Source organism: Pseudonocardia sp. 73-21 (assembly GCF_001899645.1).
Lineage (GTDB): Bacteria > Actinomycetota > Actinomycetes > Mycobacteriales > Pseudonocardiaceae > Pseudonocardia.
In genome coordinates, this window is record NZ_MKVV01000058.1 from 37,471 (window position 1) to 56,924 (window position 19,454).

At 72.9% G+C, this 19,454-nt stretch carries 15 protein-coding genes and 1 tRNA gene; 5 read left to right on the forward strand and 11 right to left on the reverse strand.

All coding sequences use genetic code 11. The annotated features are described in order from the left end of the window. Positions 1 to 1,134 carry an iron uptake system protein EfeO gene (gene efeO, locus BGP03_RS19055; RefSeq protein WP_298799764.1) on the forward strand — a complete coding sequence of 378 codons (1,134 nt, stop codon included), beginning with the start codon at positions 1 to 3 and terminating at the stop codon, positions 1,132 to 1,134. Then, positions 1,131 to 2,354 (forward strand): iron uptake transporter deferrochelatase/peroxidase subunit, encoded by a 1,224-nt coding sequence (efeB, locus tag BGP03_RS19060; protein ID WP_296375842.1) that lies wholly within the window; start codon positions 1,131 to 1,133, stop codon positions 2,352 to 2,354. The genes efeO and efeB overlap by 4 nt, the downstream gene beginning before the upstream one ends. A gap of 149 nt (positions 2,355 to 2,503) precedes the next feature. On the opposite strand, the gene BGP03_RS19065 is transcribed toward efeB, so the two are convergent. The 6 genes from BGP03_RS19065 to BGP03_RS19090 all read right to left on the reverse strand — a co-directional run bounded on the left by BGP03_RS19065 (position 2,504) and on the right by BGP03_RS19090 (position 12,865). Continuing rightward, positions 2,504 to 3,262, reverse strand: a complete 759-nt coding sequence (locus BGP03_RS19065) for a lytic transglycosylase domain-containing protein (protein WP_298799765.1) — start codon at positions 3,260 to 3,262, stop codon at positions 2,504 to 2,506. Positions 3,263 to 3,399: 137 nt separating this feature from the next. Next, positions 3,400 to 4,299 carry a MazG family protein gene (locus BGP03_RS19070; RefSeq protein ID WP_298799783.1) on the reverse strand — a complete coding sequence of 300 codons (900 nt, stop codon included), beginning with the start codon at positions 4,297 to 4,299 and terminating at the stop codon, positions 3,400 to 3,402. Positions 4,300 to 4,308: 9 nt separating this feature from the next. Beyond that, the gene (locus BGP03_RS19075) at positions 4,309 to 5,202 is read right to left on the reverse strand and encodes a hypothetical protein (protein ID WP_296375838.1); all 894 of its coding nucleotides are present in this window, start codon (positions 5,200 to 5,202) and stop codon (positions 4,309 to 4,311) included. A gap of 26 nt (positions 5,203 to 5,228) precedes the next feature. Next, the gene (locus tag BGP03_RS19080) at positions 5,229 to 5,675 is read right to left on the reverse strand and encodes an RDD family protein (protein WP_298799766.1); all 447 of its coding nucleotides are present in this window, start codon (positions 5,673 to 5,675) and stop codon (positions 5,229 to 5,231) included. Beyond that, the gene (gene mfd / locus BGP03_RS19085; RefSeq protein ID WP_296375867.1) at positions 5,672 to 9,223 is read right to left on the reverse strand and encodes a transcription-repair coupling factor; all 3,552 of its coding nucleotides are present in this window, start codon (positions 9,221 to 9,223) and stop codon (positions 5,672 to 5,674) included. Before mfd ends, BGP03_RS19080 begins: the two co-directional genes overlap by 4 nt. Before the next feature lie 378 nt (positions 9,224 to 9,601). Then, on the reverse strand, positions 9,602 to 12,865 hold the full coding sequence (locus tag BGP03_RS19090) for a S41 family peptidase (protein WP_298799767.1): 3,264 nt from the start codon (positions 12,863 to 12,865) through the stop codon (positions 9,602 to 9,604). Positions 12,866 to 12,933: 68 nt separating this feature from the next. Here BGP03_RS19090 and BGP03_RS19095 point away from each other — a divergent pair, with 68 nt between their 5' ends. Next, positions 12,934 to 14,163: a PQQ-dependent sugar dehydrogenase gene (locus BGP03_RS19095; RefSeq protein ID WP_298799768.1), complete on the forward strand. Its 1,230-nt coding sequence runs from the start codon at positions 12,934 to 12,936 to the stop codon at positions 14,161 to 14,163. 50 nt (positions 14,164 to 14,213) lie between these two features. Here BGP03_RS19095 and BGP03_RS19100 read toward each other — a convergent pair whose 3' ends face one another. From BGP03_RS19100 to BGP03_RS19110, 3 genes are all read right to left on the reverse strand, one after another. Further along, positions 14,214 to 14,486: a DUF2277 domain-containing protein gene (locus BGP03_RS19100; protein WP_296375830.1), complete on the reverse strand. Its 273-nt coding sequence runs from the start codon at positions 14,484 to 14,486 to the stop codon at positions 14,214 to 14,216. 74 nt (positions 14,487 to 14,560) lie between these two features. Further along, complete coding sequence (locus tag BGP03_RS19105; RefSeq protein ID WP_296375827.1) at positions 14,561 to 15,232, reverse strand: PIG-L family deacetylase; 672 nt, start codon at positions 15,230 to 15,232, stop codon at positions 14,561 to 14,563. A gap of 140 nt (positions 15,233 to 15,372) precedes the next feature. Then, positions 15,373 to 16,308, reverse strand: a complete 936-nt coding sequence (locus BGP03_RS19110; protein ID WP_298799769.1) for an acyl-CoA desaturase — start codon at positions 16,306 to 16,308, stop codon at positions 15,373 to 15,375. Positions 16,309 to 16,459: 151 nt separating this feature from the next. Here BGP03_RS19110 and BGP03_RS19115 point away from each other — a divergent pair, with 151 nt between their 5' ends. Next, entirely contained in the window at positions 16,460 to 17,929 is a 1,470-nt protein-coding gene (locus BGP03_RS19115) for a penicillin-binding protein 2 (protein WP_298799770.1), read from the forward strand. 36 nt (positions 17,930 to 17,965) lie between these two features. Next, positions 17,966 to 18,036, forward strand: a tRNA-Gln gene (locus BGP03_RS19120). A 70-nt stretch (positions 18,037 to 18,106) separates the two neighbouring features. On the opposite strand, the gene BGP03_RS19125 is transcribed toward BGP03_RS19120, so the two are convergent. Both BGP03_RS19125 and BGP03_RS19130 read right to left on the reverse strand, forming a co-directional pair. Next, on the reverse strand, positions 18,107 to 19,231 hold the full coding sequence (locus tag BGP03_RS19125) for a site-specific integrase (RefSeq protein WP_298799771.1): 1,125 nt from the start codon (positions 19,229 to 19,231) through the stop codon (positions 18,107 to 18,109). Next, the gene (locus BGP03_RS19130; RefSeq protein ID WP_298799772.1) at positions 19,228 to 19,416 is read right to left on the reverse strand and encodes a helix-turn-helix domain-containing protein; all 189 of its coding nucleotides are present in this window, start codon (positions 19,414 to 19,416) and stop codon (positions 19,228 to 19,230) included. The genes BGP03_RS19125 and BGP03_RS19130 overlap by 4 nt, the downstream gene beginning before the upstream one ends. Positions 19,417 to 19,454: the final 38 nt, after the last annotated feature.

The following is a 19,454-nucleotide window of genomic DNA, read 5'->3' on the forward strand; positions in this document are numbered from 1 at the left end:
ATGTCCCGCCGGTCCCTTGCCGTCATCGGCATCGCCGCCACCGCCGCCCTCGCCGGCTGCACGAGCACCGCAGCCCCGTCGGGGGGCACGAGCGGCGGCCCGATCACCGTCAACGCCGCCGACACCACGTGCGAGATCGGGGCCACGGAGGCTCCGGCCGGCACGATCAGCTTCGCGATCAACAACACCGGCACCAAGGTCACCGAGTTCTACCTCTACGGCGCGGGCGACCGGATCATGGGCGAGGCCGAGAACATCGGCCCGGGCCTGAGCCGCCAGATGATCGTCGAGGTCCCCGAGGGCGGGGTCTACACGACGGCCTGCAAGCCCGGCATGGTCGGCGACGGCATCCGCAGCCCGTTCACCGTCACGGGCACCGCCACGCGCTCGGTCGACGACAACGCGAAGCTCGCCGAGGCCACCGCCGGCTACAAGCGCTACACCACCTCGCAGATCGAGGCGCTCGTACCGAAGACGCAGGAGTTCGCCGACGCCGTCAAGAAGGGCGACGTGGCCGGCGCCAAGGCACTGTTCCCCGTCTCGCGCACCTACTGGGAGCGCATCGAGCCCGTCGCGGAGTCGTTCGGCGACATCGACCCCAGGACCGACGGCCGCGAGGACGACGAGCGCGACCCCGGCGTCGCGTTCACCGGCTACCACCGTCTGGAGAAGGACCTGTGGGTCACGGGCCTGCAGCCCGACTCCGGTGCGATGGCCGACCAGCTCGTCGCGGACATGAAGGACCTCCAGAACCGCGTGAAGACCCTCGAGCTCACCCCGGTGCAGTTGGCCAACGGCGCGAAGGAACTGCTCGACGAGGTGGCCACCGGCAAGATCACCGGTGAGGAGGACCGCTACTCCCACACCGACCTCTGGGACTTCAAGGCCAACGTCGAGGGCTCGCAGGCGGCCGTCTCCGCCCTGCGCCCGGTGATCGACGAGAAGCAGCCCGCCCTGGGCAAGACCCTCGACGAGCGGTTCGCCGCCGTCGACACCCTGCTGGAGAGCTACCGCGTCGGCGACGGGTTCACGCTCTACACCGCGCTGACCCCAGACGACATCAATAAGATGGCCGCGGCCGTCGACGCACTCGGGGAGCCGGTGAGCCAGGTGGCGGGCGTCGTGAGCTCATGATCAGGCTTTCTCGGCGACGGTTCTTCGGCGCAGGAGCAGCGGTCGCCGGCACCGGGCTCGTCGCGGGCTGCTCGACCGCGCAGGGAGCACCGCCGGCCCAGGACGTCGTGCCGTTCCGCGGCGAGCACCAGGCCGGCATCGTCACGCCGGCCCAGGACCGCCTGCACTTCGTCGCGCTCGACCTCACCACCGCCGACCGTGCGCAGGTCGTCGACCTCCTGCAGCGGTGGACGGCCGCGGCCGAGCGCATGACGGCAGGTGCCGAGGCCGCGCCCGGCGGGGCCGTGAACCGCAACCCGGAGACCCCACCCACCGACACCGGTGAGGCGCTGGGGCTGCCCGCGTCCAACCTGACGCTGACGTTCGGGATGGGGGCGAGCTTCTTCGACAAGCTCGGCCTCGCCGCGCAGAAGCCCACCGCGCTGGCCGACCTGCCGAGGTTCACCGGTGACCAGGTCGATCCGGCGATCTCGGGCGGCGACCTGTGCATCCAGGCGTGCGCCGACGATCCGCAGGTGGCCGTGCACGCCGTGCGCAACCTCGTCCGGATGGGGTTCGGCACCACCACCGTGAAGTGGTCGCAGCTCGGGTTCGGGCGCACGTCGTCGACGTCCACGGCGCAGGCGACGCCGCGCAACCTGTTCGGCTTCAAGGACGGCACCAACAACCTCAAGGCCGAGGACCCGGACGCACTGCGCGACCAGCTCTGGGTGCAGCCGGGCGACGGCCCGGCGTGGCACGACGGCGGCACGTTCCTCGTGGCGCGGCGGATCCGGATGCACATCGAGATCTGGGACCGCACGTCGCTCACCGAGCAGGAGCGGGTGTTCGGCCGGACGAAGGGCCAGGGCGCTCCGATCGGCAGGCCCGCCGAGTTCGACGCGGCCGACTTCTCCGCGCAGGGCGCCGACGGCAAGCCCCTGATCGACGCACGGGCCCATATCCGGCTGGCCTCGGCGCAGTCCCTGGGCGGGGTGCAGATCCTGCGCCGCGGCTACAACTTCGTCGACGGCAGCGACGGGCAGGGCCACCTCAACGCGGGCCTGTTCTTCCTCGCCTACATGCGCGACCCGCAGAAGCAGTTCGTGCCGATGCAGCGGGCCCTGGCACAGAAGGACGTGCTGATGGAGTACATCGAGCACACGAGCTCGGCGGTCTTCGCCATCCCGGCCGGCCTGGCCGACGGCACGTTCTGGGGCCAGAAACTGCTGCAAACCTAGGCACGGAGCCCCAGCTCGGTCGCACGCAGACCCCGACTCGCGGCCACACCCCGCGAGTCGGCGGTTTCGCGTGCGCGAGTCGGTGGTTTCGCGTGCGCGAGTCGGTGGTTTCGCGTGCGCGAGTCGGTGGTCTCGCGGGCGCGCCGGCGTCAGGGGGCGGTCGCGTAGCGGTCGGCGGCCGCCCAGACCAGGCGGGCGTACTCGACCGAGCGGTTGTAGGTGAGCACCCCGTCCCACCAGCCCTCGCCGCTGGCCGTGTCGCGGCCGCTCGCACACAGGTACGCGGCGGCAGCGGCCGCGGCGTCGTCGAGCTGGTGGGGGTCGCGCACGCCGTCGCCGTTGCCGTCGCGGCCGTACTGCGCCCACGTGGTGGGCAGGAACTGCATGGGCCCGACGGCGCGGTCGTAGTCGACGTCGCCGTCGAGCAGGCCGTCGTCGGTGTCGCGGATCTCCTGGGTGGTGCGCGTGCCGTCCAGCGCGATCCCGATGATCGACGGGCGGACGACGCCGTCCGCGTCGAGGTCGGCGCGCCCGAGCCGGCCGTGGTCGGACTCGACGCGGCCGATGCCCGCCAGCGTCGTCCATGACAGCCGGCAGTCGGGGGTCACCGTGCGCTGGGCCAGCTCGGCAGCCGCGTAGGCCTGCAGGGCGCGGGCCGGCACACCCGTGCGGGCGGCGATGCCCGGGGCCCACGCGGCGACGTCGGTGCCGGTGGCGAGCGCGGGCGGGCGGGGCACCGGCGTGTCCCGGGCCACGTCGGCGGCCACCAGACCGTCACCGCGAGGCGCGGTGCGCTGCCCCCGCTCGGGCGCAGCCACCACGACGGCGGCCACGACCGCAGCGACCGATGCAGCCCCCAGCACGACGAGGACGTTCCTGCGGGCTGGTCGTCCGGCCGTTCCGCTCACCCGATCAGGGTAGCCCGACGATCATCGTCGGCGTCGGGCGCGCACCGGAGACCGCCGACTCGCGCACGCGAAACCGCCGACTCGCGCGCGGGAAACCGCCGACTCGCGCACGCGAAACCGCCGACTCGCGGGTGGCGTCACGTCGGCCAGTGCCTCGCCCAGGCCGCTGCGTCGAGGGCGTGGGGGTCCTCCCCTGCCTCCTTGGCCGCACGCTCCACCGACCGGATCATATCGGCGAAGCGGCGGGCCGCCCCGCGCAGCTCGGCCTCCGGGTCGATACCGGCGAGCTTGGCCGCCGCGGCCAGGGCGAACAGATGCTCGCCGACACCCGGTCCGACCGGGAGAAGCGAGGCAGGCAGGCCGGCCTTCGCGGTGCGGCTGGTGAGCTTCGCCGCGAGCGCGACGGCGGGCTGGCCGAGCGGCACCCCGTCGACGCTGGACTCCCGCTGCTTCTCGGCGCGCTTGAGCTCGTCCCAGCGGTTCTCCTGGCGCTCCGCGGTGTCGATCTTCTCGGTGCCCGCGAACACGTGGGGGTGCCGGGAGACCAGCTTGGTGACGAGGTCGGCCGCCACCTCGTCGATGTCGAACGAGTCCTCGGCCGCGACCCGCGCGTGGAACAGCACCTGGAGCAGGACGTCGCCCAGCTCCTCGCGCATGTCGTTCCGGTCGCCGTCCTCGATCGCCTGGTAGAGCTCGTAGCACTCCTCGACGAGGTAGGGCAGCAGCGAGGTGTGGGTCTGCTCGGCGTCCCAGGGGCAGCCGCCGGGTGAGCGCAGTCTGTCCATCACGGCGACCGCGTCGAGCAGGGCGGAACCGGCGGGCGCGGTGATCACCCGGTCCCCCGTCACGTGGGGGTCGGTGGTGAACAGCACCGCGTCACCGGCGAGATCGCCGGCCGCGGACGTCGCGCCGATCTCCGCGACGACCGCCGCCGGGACCGTGTCGTCCGCGTAGACGCCCTGCGCCGCACGGAGCAGGGGCACGGCCGACGCCGGCACGACCCCGGTCCACCGCGCCGGCAGGACGACGACGGTCAGCGACACCGCTCAGCCCGCGGCGGCGGGCAGCACGCCGCCCGACACCTGGTCGGCGGCGACGACGCGCAGCGCGATCGGGTCCCACACGCCGTAACGCGGGTTGACGCGGATGCCCATCTGGTCGGCGATCGGCTGCAGGGTGCGCTGGCCGATGGCGGTGAGCTGGTCCTGGCTGATCTGGCTCAGAGCGGCGGGGTCGGACCGGGCGTCGGTGCGCTTGCCGGTGACCTTGAAGACGATCCAGGTGGCCTGCTGCGGGCTGGGCTGGAAGTAGACGGTGTCGCCCACCGGGGTGCCGAACACGACGGTGCCGGCGACGCCGGGCGTGGTGGCTCCGGTGTAGACGATGCCGCGCTGCGACGTCTGGGGGTCCTTGAACAGCTCGGCCGCGCCCGCGCCGCCCGCCGCCAGCTTCTGCGCGTAGGACACCGCCTGGTCCCTGCTGGTGGCGGCGACGAGGTCGGCCGTGACCTGCAGGCCGCCCACGACCCGCTTGCCCAGCCCGGCGGCGAGGAGGTTGTCGCGCACCTGCTCGCGCAGGCCGGGCTCGTCGAGGATGGAGTTCTGCAGCAGCGCCTGGGTGCCGCCCTGCCGCGCGACGAACGCGTCGACGTCGGCGTCGGTGACCGTGACGCCGGCCTGGGCGGCCTGCTGCTGGACGAGCCCGTGCAGCACGTCCTTGGTGATGATGTCGCGGGCGACCTGCGCGCCGGTGTCCTGCTGCTTCTGCTCGGCCGGGACGCGCGCCAGCGCCGCCGCCAGCTCGGTCTGCACCGACTCGAGCGGCACCGCCGTGTCACCGACGATCACCGCCGACCCGGCCTGGTCCGGCCCGCCGCACCCGCTGACCACTGCACCGACGACCAGTACCGCGGCCGCGACCCGACCCATCTGCATCCGCACGGGCACACCTTCTCACGTGCCTGATCTCACGCCTCGACGCGTACCACGATCGTCGCGCACGCCTTGTCGGCGAACGTCTGGCGCCGCTCGTCCCACAGCGGCCAGAGGTAGCCGACATAGAGCGGCAGGGCGTCGAGCAGGTGCGCGATCTGACGGACGAGGGCGCGCCCGACCCCGACCGGCGCCCCGCTGCGCTCCCCGACCAACCGGATCCCCATGGCCCACTTGCCGAGCGACTGGCCGGTGGCGCCCTGCCGGACCAGGGTGTTCCACACCGCGAACACGGCGATGACGAGCACGCCCAGCCCGGCCAGCGCGATCGGCACCACGGAGTGGTGGAAGCGGTTCAGGAGCCGCGCGATCACCAGCAGCGCGAACACGGGCACCCCGGCGTCGATGAGGTGGGCCCCCACCCGGTGGCCGAACGACGCGTGCTCCGCCGTCACGACGGACGGGGCGGGCTCGGCGATCACACCGCCGCCGGCGCCCGGACAGGGGTGAGCAGGTCGCGCAACAGCTTCGTGCACCAGTCCAGCAGCGCGACGTCGCGCAGCTCCGCGCCGCCGATCCGCCCGCCCTCGACGGGCTTCGGCACCAGCACCACCCGCGCCGCGGGCTTGTAGGACGACTTGGGGTGCAGGCGCTTGAGCCGCATCTGCGCCGAGTCGGGCAGCTCCAGCGGGCCGAGCCGGATCCCGTTGCCCGCCACCGTCACCTCGGCGACGCCGAGCGCCCGGCAGGTCTGCCGGAACCGGGCCACGGCCAGCAGGTTGTGCACCGGCGCGGGCGGCTCGCCGTAGCGGTCGCCCAGCTCCTCGACGATCGCGGTGAGCGCCGCCTCGTCGCCCGCCTCGGCGATCTTGCGGTAGACCTCGAGGCGCAGCCGCTCCCCCGTCACGTAGTCGTGGGGGACGTGGGCGTCGATGGGCAGGTCGACGCGGACGTCGGTGAGCTGCTCCTCGGTCTCGCCCTCGCCGGCCCCGGCCTGCTGCCGGAACGCCGCGACGGCCTCGCCGACGAGCCGGATGTAGAGGTCGAACCCGACTCCCGCGATGTGGCCGGACTGCTCGGCGCCCAGGATGTTGCCCGCGCCGCGGATCTCCAGGTCCTTCATCGCGACGGCCGCGCCCGCGCCCAGCTCGGAGTGCTGCGCGATGGTGGCGAGCCGGTCGTGCGCGGTCTCGGTGAGCGGGTGCTCCGGGGGGAACAGGAAGTAGGCGTAACCGCGCTCGCGCCCACGCCCGACGCGACCGCGCAGCTGGTGCAGCTGCGAGAGCCCGAGCGTGTCCGAGCGCTCGACGATCAGCGTGTTGGCGTTGGAGATGTCGAGGCCGTTCTCGACGATCGTGGTGCACACCAGCACGTCGAACTCATTGTGCCAGAAGCCGTTCACGGTGCGCTCGAGCAGGTCCTCGTTCATCTGCCCGTGCGCGATCGCGACGCGCGCCTCGGGCACCAGCGCCCGGATCCTGCCCGCGGCCCGGTCGATCGTGGACACCCGGTTGTGCACGTAGAACACCTGGCCGTCGCGCAGCAGCTCGCGCCGGATCGCCGCCGCCACCTGCTTGTCGTCGTAGGCGCCGACGTAGGTGAGCGTGGGGTGGCGGTCCTCGGGCGGGGTGGTGATCGTCGAGAGCTCGCGGATGCCGGCGAGGCTCATCTCCAGGGTGCGCGGGATCGGTGTGGCCGACAGCGTCAGCACGTCGACGTGCGTGCGGAGCGCCGTGATGTGCTCCTTGTGCTCGACGCCGAAGCGCTGCTCCTCGTCGACGATGACGAGCCCGAGGTCCTTCCACCGGATGTTCGACTGCAGCAACCGGTGCGTGCCCACGACGACGTCGACGGTGCCGTCGGCGAGGCCGGCGACGGTCTCCCTGGCCTCGGCGGCGTCGGTGAACCGCGAGAGCCCACGGACGGTGACGGGGAACGCGCGCATCCGCTCGGTGAACGTGTCCAGGTGCTGGGTGGCCAGCAGCGTCGTCGGGACGAGCACCACCACCTGCTTGCCGTCCTGCACCGCCTTGAAGGCCGCGCGCACCGCGATCTCGGTCTTGCCGAAGCCGACGTCGCCGGAGATCACGCGGTCCATCGGGACCGGGCGCTCCATGTCGGCCTTGACCTCGTCGATCGCGGAGAGCTGGTCGGGCGTCTCCGTGTAGGGGAAGGCGTCCTCCATCTCGCGCTGCCACGGCGTGTCCTTCGCGAACGCGTGGCCGGGCGCGGACTGTCGCGCCGCGTAGAGCTGCACGAGCTGCGCCGCGATCTGCCGGACGGCCTTGCGCGCGCGGCCCTTCGTCTTGGCCCAGTCGCCGCCGCCGAGCTTGTTGAGCGTGGGCAGCTCGCCGCCGACGTAGCGGCTGATCTCGTCCAGCGCGTCGGTGGGGACGAACAGCCGGTCGGCCGGCTGGCCCCGCTTGGACGACGCGTACTCCAGCACCAGGTACTCGCGGGTGGCCCCGGAGACCGTGCGCTCCTTCATCTCCACGAACTTGCCGATGCCGTGCTGGGAGTGCACGACGTGGTCGCCGGGCTTGAGCGTCACCAGGTCGACGGTGTTCTTGCGACGCGTCGGCATCTTGCGGGTCTCGGTCAGCCCCGCGCGGTTGCCGGTGAGGTCGGCCTCGCTCAGCACCACCAGCCGGCCGGCCGTGAAACCCTCGGCGATGCGCCCGCAGGTGACCGTGACCAGGCCCTTCTCGGGCTCGTCGGTCAGCTCCTCGACGAGCGCGGCCGGGACCTCGGCCTCCTTGAGCTGCTCCAGCGACCGCTGCGCGGTGCCCGAACCGCCGACGACGAGCACGCCGGTGCCGCCGGTGGCGACGTGGGCGCGCAGGTCGGTGAGCGCCCGGTCGGTGTCGCCGCGGTAGGACTCCACCTCGTGCACGGCCGGGGCGAGCACGTCGTCACGGCCCGACAGCAGCGGGCTGAGCGTGACGACGGGGTGGCCGGTGGCGGTGGCGTGCTCCAGCACCTCGCCGAGGCTGCGGTAGGCGGAGCTGCCCACGTCGATCGGGGCGTCGGCGCCGCTCGACGCGGCGAACCAGGACGCCTCCAGGAACTCCTGCCCGGTGCGGACCAGGTCTCCGCTGCGGGTGCGGATGCGCTCGGGATCGGCGATCAGCACGAGCGCGTTCGGCGGCAGCAGGTCCGACAGCAGCTGCAGCTCACCCCCGACCAGCACCGGGATGAGCGACTCCATGCCCTCGGCGGGGATGCCCTGGGAGAGGTGGTCGAGCAGCTCGCGCAGCGGTGGGTTGTTCTCGTGGGTCCTCGCCAGCGCGGCGGCACGGGCCCGGACGGGCTCGGTGAGCAGCAGCTCCCGGCAGCCCGGCGCCAGCAGCTCCTCGATCGGGGCGACGGAGCGCTGGTCGGCCACGGAGAACGACCGCAGCTCGCTGACCTCGTCGCCCCAGAACTCGACGCGGACGGGCTGGTCGGCGGTGGGCGCGAAGACGTCGACGATGCCACCGCGCACGGCGAACTCGCCGCGGGCGGTGACCATCTCGACGCGCGTGTACGCCAGCTCGACGAGCCGTTCCAGCAGGGCGTCGAAGTCGTGGGTGTCGCCGACGCGCAGGCGGACGGGATCGAGCGAGCCCAGCCCGGGCGCGATCGGCTGGATGAGGCTGCGGGCGGCGGAGACGAGCACCCGCGGCGCGGTGGCGGCCGAGGCGAGGCTGCGGAAGATCGACAGGCGGCGGCCGACGGTGTCCGGGCGCGGCGAGAGCCGCTCGTGGGGCAGCGTCTCCCAGCTCGGGAGCACGGCCACGGCGTCCGCGCCGATCAGCTCGGCGGCGGCCGCGGAAAGGTCCTCGGCCTCGCGGTCGGTGGCGGTCACGGCCAGCACGGTGCGGCCGTCGGCCAGGCCCGCGGACAGGAACGGGCGCAGGGCCGCGGGCCCCTCGATGCGCAGGGCCGGGGTCTCGACGGGACGGAGATCACGCGCGGCGTCGACCACCGCGCCGAGCTCGGGATCGGAGAGAGTGGAGCGGAGCAGACCAGACAGCTTGGCCACGATCAGGGGTACCCCTCGCAGAGGTGAACGCACGCGGAACAGACCCCTACCCGGGACAGATGCCCGGTCGGGGTCTCGCGGCCCAGCGTACGCGGGCACGGGCACGCGGGTCGGCGCACCCGCCGGAGTCGTGCATCACCTGCGTCTGCGCAACGAATGCGCCCCCGTGGGGCAGATCGACCAGCGGTGAGGGCGCCGAGGTCCACGGGGAAGATCGGCGCCGCGCCGAGCGGCGGGGTGCGGACGACCACTGCGACCGCGGGGGCCGTGTGCGTCCGAGTCGGGATCTCCGTGCGTCCGGCGGTGACACGGAGAGCCCGACTCGAGCCCACGGAGAGCCCGACTCGCGCGCATCCACACCCCGACTCGCGGGGTGGGGAGCGGTTACGCGCGGGGTGGGAGGGCGGGCCGGCGCCGGCTGGGGCGGGTGGCCACGTCGGGGGGTGTCGCTGCCGGGCGTGCCTCCAGGGCCTCCAGGGCCATGTCCACCGCGCGTTCGAGCTGGGGGTCGCGGCCGGCGGCCCAGTCCTCCGGCGTGACCACCACCTCGACGTCCGGGTCGACGCCGTGGTTCTCGACGTCCCACGCCACGTCGTCGAACCAGAACGCGTAGCGGGGCTGGGTGACCCGCGTGCCGTCGACGAGGCCGTAGCGGCTGTCGATACCGATCACCCCACCCCACGTCCGCGTGCCCACCACCGGCGCCAGGCCCAGACGCTTGATCGCGGCGGTGACGATGTCGCCGTCGGAGCCGGAGAACTCGTCCGCGAGCGCCACGATGGGGCCGCGCGGCGCGTCCTCGGGGTAGGTGACGGGCTGCTTGTGGCGCACCACGTCCCAGCCGATCACCTTGCGCGCCAGCTTCTCCACCACCAGCTGCGACGTGTGGCCGCCGCCGTTGCCGCGGACGTCGAGCACCAGCCCCTCGCGGGCCGTCTCGCGGGAGAGGTCGCGGTGCAGCTGCGCCCAGCCCGGCGCCATCATGTCCGGCACGTGCAGGTAGCCCAGCCGCCCGTCCGAACGCTCGGCGACGAACGCGCGACGGTTCGCCACCCAGTCCTGGTAGCGCAGCGCCCCCTCCGACCGCAGCGGCCGGACCACGACGCGCCGTACCTCCTCCTCCCGGCGGACGGTCAGCTCCACCAGGTCGTCCCCGCGGGAGACGAGCAGCGGGGCGGGGCCGAGCACCGGGTCCACCGGCTGCCCGGCCACCTCGAGGATCACGTCACCGGCCCGGACGTCCACGCCGGGGCTCGACAGCGGGCTGCGCGCCGCGGGGGCCGAGCTCTCGGGCGGCAGCACGCGGTCGACGCGCCACCCGTCCGACGCCGGGGAGAGGTCGGCGCCGAGCAGGCCGGGCCGCCCGTCGCGGCCGCCCCCACCCCAGGCCGTGACGTACGCATGCGACGTGCCGAGCTCGCCGTGCAGCTCCCACAGCAGGTCCACGAGGTCGTCGTGGCTGCCGACGGCGTCGACGAGGGGTCGGTAGCGGGCGGTCTCGGCGGCCCAGTCGACGCCGGCCATGTCCTCGACCCAGAAGTGGTCGCGCTGCAACCGGGACACCTCGTCGAACATCTGCCGCCACTCCGCGGCCGGGTCGACCGTGACGACGATGCGGTGGGTGTCGATCTCGTACTCGTCGGCATCCGAGTCGGAGGGCGTCGACGAGCCCGACCGGTCGGTCCGCAGCACCCGCACCGTGTGGCCGTCCCGGACGACGAGCCGCGTCCCGTCCCCGCTGACGGAGAACCCGGACGACGGGTCGGCGATCACGTCGAGCTTGCGGCGGATCAGGTCGAAGCGCTCCAGCACGGGCCGCTCGGCCTTCTCGTCGGTGCCGGCGCGGCCGTCGCCGAGCATCCCGTTGACCGGCAGCCGGTGCCAGAGCAGGCAGTCCTTCGCCGCGGTCATCCGGCTGTAGCGGCCCTCGACCACCGGGATCGGCACCACCCGCGCGGCCAGCCCCTCGATGTCGACCACCACCTCGGGCGGGTCGTCGTCCCGCGCCTTCTTCTTCTCGTCCTCGGTCGGCTCCTCCTCGGCGGGCGGGTCCTCGGGCCCCTCGTCGGACGCCGAGACGGGCCGCCCGTCCGGGCTCGCCCCGAACGGTGACGGCGTGCGCGCCGCCAGCGGCACGAGGAACGGGCGCCAGGAGGCGGGGAAGGTGAGGTCGAAGGAGTGCTGGTCGTAGATCGGGTCGAAGCTGCGGCGCGACAGGAACGCGAGGTACTTCCCGTCGGAGGTGAACACGGGATCGGCGTCGGTGAAGCGCGGCTCGGTGACGGCCACGAGCGTGTCGTCGGCCAGCCGGGCGATCATCACCCGCGTCAGCCCGGCCTCCACCGGCTCGCAGTAGGCGAGCCACGCACTGTCCGGGGACCACGCCAGCCCCTCGATCTCGCCGTCCGTGCCGCGCGCGAGCTCGCGCAGCTCCCCGTCGGGTTCCGACGTGTCCAGCACGAGCAGGCGGCCGTCGTGGGTGGTCAGCGCGACCGCGTTGCCGTCGGGCGAGGACACCAGCGACAGCACGCGGCCCAGCTCGTCGGCGCCGACGCGCCGCGGAGCCCCGGTCCGCGGGTCGAGCGGTGCGACGCACACCGCGTCCTCGCCGAGCGCGTCGTCGACCCACACGGCGCGGGTGTCGTCCAGCGGCCGCGCCAGCCGGGCCCGCACCCCCGGCTCGGCCAGCAGCGTGCGCGCGGGCCCGTCGCGGTGGGTCAACCGGTGCACCGTGCCGCGGACGACGGTGACGCTCGTGCGGCCCGTCCTGTCCGGACGCGCGGACGTCAGCCACTCCGACGCGTGCACGCGGTAGGGCTCGCGGGCGGTGCGGGGCCCACCCAGCTGCACGTCGAGCCGGCGCGGCGCGGCGTCGAGCGAGTCGAGGACCCACAGCTCCCCCGCCGACTCGTAGACCACCCGCTCGCCGTCGGTGCTCGCGTGCCGCACGTAGAACGCGGGCGCGGCGTCGCCGCCGTGGTCGGTGTGGCGCCGCAGACCCGTGCCGTCGAGCCCGACGGAGTAGAGGTTGCCCCAGCCCTCGTGGTCGGACAGGAACGCGATGCGCCCGCCCACCAGCATCGGCGAGTCGAGGTTGCCGTCGAGGTCGGGGAGCAGCCGCACGAACTCGCCCGAGCCGTTCCACCAGAGCTTGCCCGCGGTGCCACCGCGGTAACGCTTCCACCACGCCATCTCGCGCGACATGGTGGTGGACTGCAGCACGGAACCGCCGTCGCCGAGCGCGAGGTCCGACACCGGGCCCAGCTCCAACCGCCGCGGCGTGCCCTCCCCCAACGCATAGGCCCAGCTGCGCCGCGCCGACGCCTGCCCCACCGCGCTGACCGCGAGCACCTCCCCGTCGGAGGTCCAGCCGGCGGTGCGGGTGAGCCCGTCGCCCCAGTACGACAGCCGCCGCGCACCCCCGCCGTCGAGATCGGTGACGAACACCTCCGGCGCCCCCTCCCGCCAGGACGTCCAGGCCACGCGCGTGCCGTCGGGGGACAGCCGCGGGCGCGCCACCGGCACGTCGTCGGCGGTGAGGCGGTAGGCGCGGCCACCGGCCAGCGGCGCGGTCCACACGTCGTCCTCGGCGACGAGGACCAGGGTGTCGCCGTGCAGGTGCGGGAAGCGGAGATAGCTGCGGGGCATGAGGAGTGACCGTAGGCGATCGGGAGCCGCACACGGCACTCTCACGGCGGCGCCAGCAGGATGTGCCCATGACGTCGCAAACGCCGCGAATCGCCGGACTGCTGGCCGCCGTGGGACTGGTCCTCTCCGGCTGTTCCGCGGAGCCGACGTCGGTGGAGGCGGGCGGCGCCGGCAACGCTCCGGCCGCCACCGTGTCCACTCCGACGCGGACCGGCACACCGGACCTGGAGGTCGACGTCGTCGCGTCCGGCCTGGCGGACGTGTGGGACATGGGCTTCCTGCCCGACGGACGGGTGCTGATCAGCGAGCGCAGCGGCCGGCTGTCGCTGTTGTCGGGCACCGGGCCGGGGGCCGCGGTCACGCCGGTGCGCGCCGAGCTGGGCGACGTCTACGCGCGCGGCGAGGGCGGCCTCATGGGCCTCGCGCTCCACCCCGACTTCGCGCAGTCCCGGAAGTTCGTCACCTGCTCCACCCACGCCGAGGCCGGCACCCCCACCGACATCCGCCTGGTCACCTGGACGCTCTCGGCCGACGGCACGTCCGCCACCCGCGTGAAGGACCCGCTGCTGGGCGGCCTGCCGATCAACCCCTCGGGCCGCCACTCCGGCTGCCGTCCGACGTTCGCGGCCGACGGTGCGCTGCTGGTGGGCACCGGCGACACCGCCCGCGGCACGCTCCCGCAGGACCTCACGTCGTTGGGCGGCAAGGTGCTGCGCCTCGACGCCGCCACCGGTGGCCCCGCTCCCGGCAACCCCTACGCCGACGCCGCGAACCCGGCCCAGCGCCTCGTCCACGACTACGGCCACCGCAACGTGCAGGGCGTCGCGGTGCAGCCGGGCACCGGCAAGGCGTACTCCGCCGAGCACGGTCCGAGCACCGACGACGAGGTGAACCTGCTCAGGCCGGGCGCGAACTACGGCTGGGACCCCGGCCAGGGCGGCACCGTCGGCGGTTACGACGAGTCGGTGCCGATGACCGACCTCACCCGCTTCCCCGACGCCACGAAGGCCGCGTGGAGCTCCGGCAGCCCGGTGGAGGCGGTGTCCGGAGCCGCGTTCCTGTCCGGGCCGCAGTGGGGTGCGCTCGACGGCGTGCTGGCCGTCGGGGCGCTGCGCGGTCAGAAACTGATGCTGATGACGCTCGGCGCGGACGGCGCGGTGGCGAGCGTGTCGGTCCCCCAGCCGCTGGACGGCACGTTCGGGCGGCTGCGCGCGGTGCGCCTGGCCCCGGACGGCACGCTGTTCGTCTCGACGTCGAACGGGACCGACGACAAGATCCTGCGGGTCAGCCCCGCTTAGGGCGGACGCGGCGGTCAGCGCGACGACCCGGTCCTCGTCGTTCGTCAGGGTCAAGCCCGACCGAAGCGCGCGATCGACCGCTCCTTGGCCTTCGCCGCCTCCACCTCGCGGTTCTTCGGGGGCGCGGTGGTCACGAGCGACTCGACCAGCTCACGGGTGGCCAGCTCGACGGCCTCGACGGCCCGCGCGAACACCTCCGCGTTGGCCTGCGACGGCGTCGCCGCCCCGCTGATCTTCCGCACGTACTGCAACGCGGCGCCGTGCACCTCGTCGCGGGTGGCGGGGGGCTCGAAGTTGGACAGGGTCCGAATGTTGCGGCACACCCTTGCCACGGTAGCCAGCCCCGTCGAGCGTGTCAGGAGCGTCGTCCGAACCGCACCGACGACACGCTCGACGGTCAGTCGATGGGATCCAGGCCCGTCAGGGGCGCGACCCCGAGCACGAGTTTCGCGACGTGGAACGCCTCCGCGTAGCGGGCGTGGCACTGCACCCCGCGGATCCGGGCGAGCCCGCCGAACGCCTCGGCGTCGAACCAGCTGCGGTCGCGCTGCGAGCCGTAGTGCTCGTGCAGCTTGGTGATCTTCTCGCGCAGCACCGGCTCGGCCAGCGGCAGGAACACCGATGGCTGGCAGAGGTCGCCCTCCCACTTGAGGATCTCGTAACCCAGCGTCAGGTGGTCGCGGAACACCGTCGGCACCAGCGAGGCCAGCGTGCGGTGGTCCTGGTGGGCGTCGTGCGGCGACGGGGCGAAGATCAGGTCCGGCTCGCCCAGGCTGCGCAGCTCCTCCAACGCGCCCTTGGCCCGCTCCCACCGGGTGGGCACGCGGCCGTCGGGCAGGTCGAGCACCGCCATCTCCAGGCGCGCCCCGGGGCAGAACGCGGCCAGCGCGGCCCGTTCCTCCTCCTCGCGCAGCGATCCGCCGCCCGTCAGCACCAGCGCGGAGACCGTGACGCCGGGGTAGGCCCGGCACAGCTCCAGCAGGGTCCCCCCGGCGCCGATCGTGATGTCGTCGCAGTGGGAGCCCAGCAGCAGGATCCGGTCGAGCCGCTCCGGCAACAGGCTCAACATGCGCGTACAGCCGAGTCCGTCGTCACCTGGGAAACCCCCGTTCGAGTGCGGAGCGCACGTCGAGATGCTCGCGCACGGGCGTCAGTGTTCCACGGATGGAGGAACAACCGCCCCTTTACTCGCTCCGACGGGAGCGGATGTCACCCTCGGGCGCTCAGCTTCTCCAACCGGCGGGTGGTGGGCCAGCGCACGTCGTACGCCCAGCCGAACCGCTCGAAGATCCAGATCAGCCGCGCGGAGATGTCGATCTGCCCGGGCAGCACGCCGTGCCGGGCGCACGTCGGGTCGGCGTGGTGGAGGTTGTGCCAGGACTCGCCCATCGACAGGACCGCGAGCGGCCAGAAGTTGCGGGAGCGGTCGCGCGACCGGAACGGCCGCCTCCCCACCATGTGGCAGATCGAGTTGATCGACCACGTGACGTGGTTGGAGATCGCCAGGCGCACGAGACCGCCCCAGAAGAACCCGGTGACGATCCCGGCCCAGGACCACGTGATGAGGCCGCCGAGCACGGCGGGCAGCAGCAGGCTGACGGCCACCCACAGCCCGAACAACCGGCTCACCCGCATGACGGCGCGGTCGGCGAGCAGGTCGGGGATGAACCGGCGGTGGTTGGTCTCGTCGCGGTCGAAGAACCACGTCATGTGCGCGTGCAGGAAGCCCTTGGCCACCGCGGCGGGCGACGTGCCGTGCAGCCACGGCGAGTGCGGGTCACCCTCGCGGTCGGAGAAGGCGTGGTGCCGGCGGTGGTCGGCCACCCAGTTCAGCACGTTGCCCTGCACCGCCAGCGATCCGGCGATCGCCATCGTCACCCGCAGCCACGGGCGCGCCTTGAACGACGCGTGCGTGAAGTGCCGGTGGAAACCGACGGTGATGCCCAGCACGGCCAGTGTGTAGAACACCGCCAACAGGCCGAGGTCGTGCCAGCCGACCCCCCATCCCCACGCCAGCGGCACCGCCGCGACCAGCGCCACCATCGGTCCGGCGACGAAGACGTAGATCATCGAGTGCTGGAAGGCGGTGCGCCGCCCGTCGATGACGGGCTCGGGACCACCGGCAGCGGCGACGGCAGCGGACATGGATCTCCTCGGGTCTGGGGACCGGTCCCGGCCCCTCCCGAGGCTAGGTGACACACGCGGGTACCCACACCTGTGCCCTCACGAACTTCCGGCGAACCGGCTGAGACGAGGGCAAAACCCCTGCGTGCCGGCGGGTGCGAGGATGCAGGCGATGAACAACCCGATCCGCCGGGTGGGTGTCTTCGGGATGATCCTGATCCTGGCGCTGCTGGCCAACCTGACCTACGTGCAGGTGGTGGAGGCCCCCGACCTGCGCGGCGATCCCCGCAACCCCCGCGTGCTCATCGAGGAGTACTCGACCCCGCGGGGCCGGATCAGTGCCGACGGCCGGTTGCTCGCCGCGAGCGTCCCCACGTCCGACCGGCTGAAGTTCCTGCGCCAGTACCCGAACGGTGCGGAGTACGCGCCGGTCACGGGCTACTTCTCCCAGATCTACGGCACGTCCGGCCTCGAGCGCGCCGCCGGGTCCGTCCTCGACGGGTCCGACGACCGGCTGCTGTTCCACCGGCTCACCGACCTCGTCTCCGGCCGCACCCCCACGCCCGGCAACGTCGTGACCACGATCGACCCGCACATGCAGGACGTCGCCTACCAGGACATGACACGCCAGGGCTACGCCGGTGCCGTCGTCGCGATCCAGCCGTCCACCGGGGCGATCCTCGCGATGGTGTCCACGCCGTCGTTCGACCCGAACCCGCTGGCGTCCCACGACGCCGCGACCCAGAAGAAGGCGTGGGCGGCCGACGCCCCCGCCCTCCTCGACCGCGCGATCTCCCAGACCTACCCGCCCGGCTCCACGTTCAAGCTGGTGGACCTCGCCGCCGCCCTGCAGGACGGCTACACCCCCGACACCCCGGTGACCGCGGAGAACCGCATCACGCTGCCCGGCACGTCGACCACGCTGGAGAACTACGCCGGCGAGCACTGCGGCCCGGGCGACGGCCCCACCGTCACGCTCGCCGTGGCGCTGGCGCGCTCCTGCAACACCGCGTTCGCGACGGTGGCCGACCAGGTGGGTGCGGACAAACTGCGCAGCGCCGCCCGGGCCTTCGGCATCGACGGGCCGGAGCTCGACATCCCGATGCCCGTCACCGGCTCGCACCTGGGCGACCTCGCCGACGCCGCGTCGCTCGCGCAGTCCGGGATCGGGCAGCGCGACGTGCGCCTCACGCCACTCCAGAACGCCATGATCGTCGCGACCATCGCGAACGGCGGCGTGCGGATGGCTCCGCACCTGGTCAAGGAGATCGTCGGGCCGGACCTGTCGGTCATCGACACCACGTCACCCGACGACCTGGGCCGCGCGATCCCCTCCGGCGTGGCCGCCACGATCAACACCATGATGCAGGGCTCCGAGCAGTTCACCACCGGCCACGGAGCGATCCCCGGAGTCACGATCGCGTCCAAGACCGGCACGGCCGAGCACGGCGTCGACTCCAAGAACACGCCCCCGCACACCTGGTACAGCGCGTTCGCCCCCGCCGACCGGCCCGACGTGGCCGTGTCGGTGATCGTCGAGGACGGCGGGCACCTCGGCGACGCCGCCACCGGCGGGTCCGTGGCCTCCCCCATCGGCCGGGACGTGATCGCCGCCGCGCTGCAGGACGGCGTAACCGGCTGATCGCCGATGGCTTCCGCATGTCAAGATGGGGGCCTGTCCGCCGTGGTGTAAAGGCAGCACCTCTGATTTTGGTTCAGATGGTTCAGGTTCGAATCCTGGCGGCGGAGCACCTGGTCAGGGCGACACCCCATCGCTCCGACTCCCGCTCTGACAGCTGACGGTGACAGCAACGGCCGCTCACGAGAGCTGTTCGTCGAGGTGGTCCAGCGCGGCGCGCTGGTTCTCCAGGTTCACGTGTCCGTACACGTTCATGGTCATCTCCATCGCACTGTGGCCGACGATCTCCATGACGATCCGCGGGTGGACACCGAGGGCCAGGAGCAAGCTGACGCAGGTGTGCCGCAGGCCGTGGAGCGGCACGACCCGGAGTCCGTGCTCTGCACACAGGTCGTTCCACAGCTTGGTGACGGTGCGCGGTTCGAGCGCGGTGCCGTGCCGGTGCCCGAAGACGTAGTTGTCCGGTCGCCAGGGCCGGCCGGGCTCTCCGTGCAGTTCCTGGACCCGGCGGTGGTGCTCGGCGAGCGCGTGGAGTGCCCGTGCGGGCAATGGAACGGTGCGGTTGGACCGGCGGGTCTTGGTGCCGAGGACCTGGAGCCGGCCGTCGATCCGTTGGACGGTCTGGCAGACGCGCAGGGTGCGGCCGGCGAAGTCGACGTGTTCCCAGCGCAGCCCGCACAGCTCGCTCCGACGGAGCCCCAACATGACCAGCAGCACCCACAGCGCATGGCGCGGGTCATCGGTCGTGGCGTCGAGGAGCTGGCGGGCCTCCTCCACCGACAGCGGTTCCTTGGGCTTCACGACCGGCCGCTCGACCTGGACGAGCTTGGCCACGTTCCGGGTGACCAGCTCCTCGCGGTAGGCGTGCTCCAACGCTGCACGCAGGGTGGCGTGGGCGTACTGGATCGTCCGTTGCCCGACGCCATCGGAGCGCAGGCCGTCGACCATGAGCCGGACGTCGCGGACCCCGAGCCGGGTGAGCTTCTTCTTGCCGATCCGGGGCGCCAGGTGCAGGCGGACGTTGCCCTCGTAGGCGATCCACGTCGTGGCGCGCACGTGCCGCTTGACGTGGGCCAGCCACTCGGCGAGGAAGTCGGCCACGGTGAGGTTGGCCGGCGCGACGGGGATGTTCTTCTCGGCGCGTTCCACGAGCTCGCGGAGTTTGGTGTTGGCCTCCGCACGCGTCTTGGCGTAGACGGCCTGCCTGCGGACCCCTCCCCCGACCACGGGGACGTAGGCGGCGGCGACCCAGCGGCCGTCCTTGCGCTGGTAGACGCTCCCCTCGCCGGTCACGTTGCGGCTCACGCGGCATCACCCGCGTCCTCGATCATGCGCCGCGCGAAGTCGTGCACCGACTCGACGGGGATGCGACGGAGCTTACCGATCTTGAACGACTGGAGCTGGCCGGTACGGATCAGGTCGTACACGGTGCAGCGACCGATCCGGAGAGCATCGGCGGCCTCTTCCGGAGTCACCAAGACGCGTTCCATGTGGAGCCTCCCTGATCGTCGGACTGGGCATGCCGCGC

Bases quoted from the DNA above. Each gene is read 5' to 3' on its own strand.
- BGP03_RS19095 (WP_298799768.1), top strand. From the start codon at position 12,934: ATGACGTCGCAAACGCCGCGAATCGCCGGACTGCTGGCCGCCGTGGGA.
- BGP03_RS19110 (WP_298799769.1), bottom strand. From the start codon at position 16,308: ATGTCCGCTGCCGTCGCCGCTGCCGGTGGTCCCGAGCCCGTCATCGAC.
- efeB (WP_296375842.1), top strand. From the start codon at position 1,131: ATGATCAGGCTTTCTCGGCGACGGTTCTTCGGCGCAGGAGCAGCGGTC.
- BGP03_RS19090 (WP_298799767.1), bottom strand. From the start codon at position 12,865: ATGCCCCGCAGCTATCTCCGCTTCCCGCACCTGCACGGCGACACCCTG.
- efeO (WP_298799764.1), top strand. From the start codon at position 1: ATGTCCCGCCGGTCCCTTGCCGTCATCGGCATCGCCGCCACCGCCGCC.
- BGP03_RS19130 (WP_298799772.1), bottom strand. From the start codon at position 19,416: ATGGAACGCGTCTTGGTGACTCCGGAAGAGGCCGCCGATGCTCTCCGG.
- BGP03_RS19115 (WP_298799770.1), top strand. From the start codon at position 16,460: ATGAACAACCCGATCCGCCGGGTGGGTGTCTTCGGGATGATCCTGATC.
- BGP03_RS19105 (WP_296375827.1), bottom strand. From the start codon at position 15,232: ATGTTGAGCCTGTTGCCGGAGCGGCTCGACCGGATCCTGCTGCTGGGC.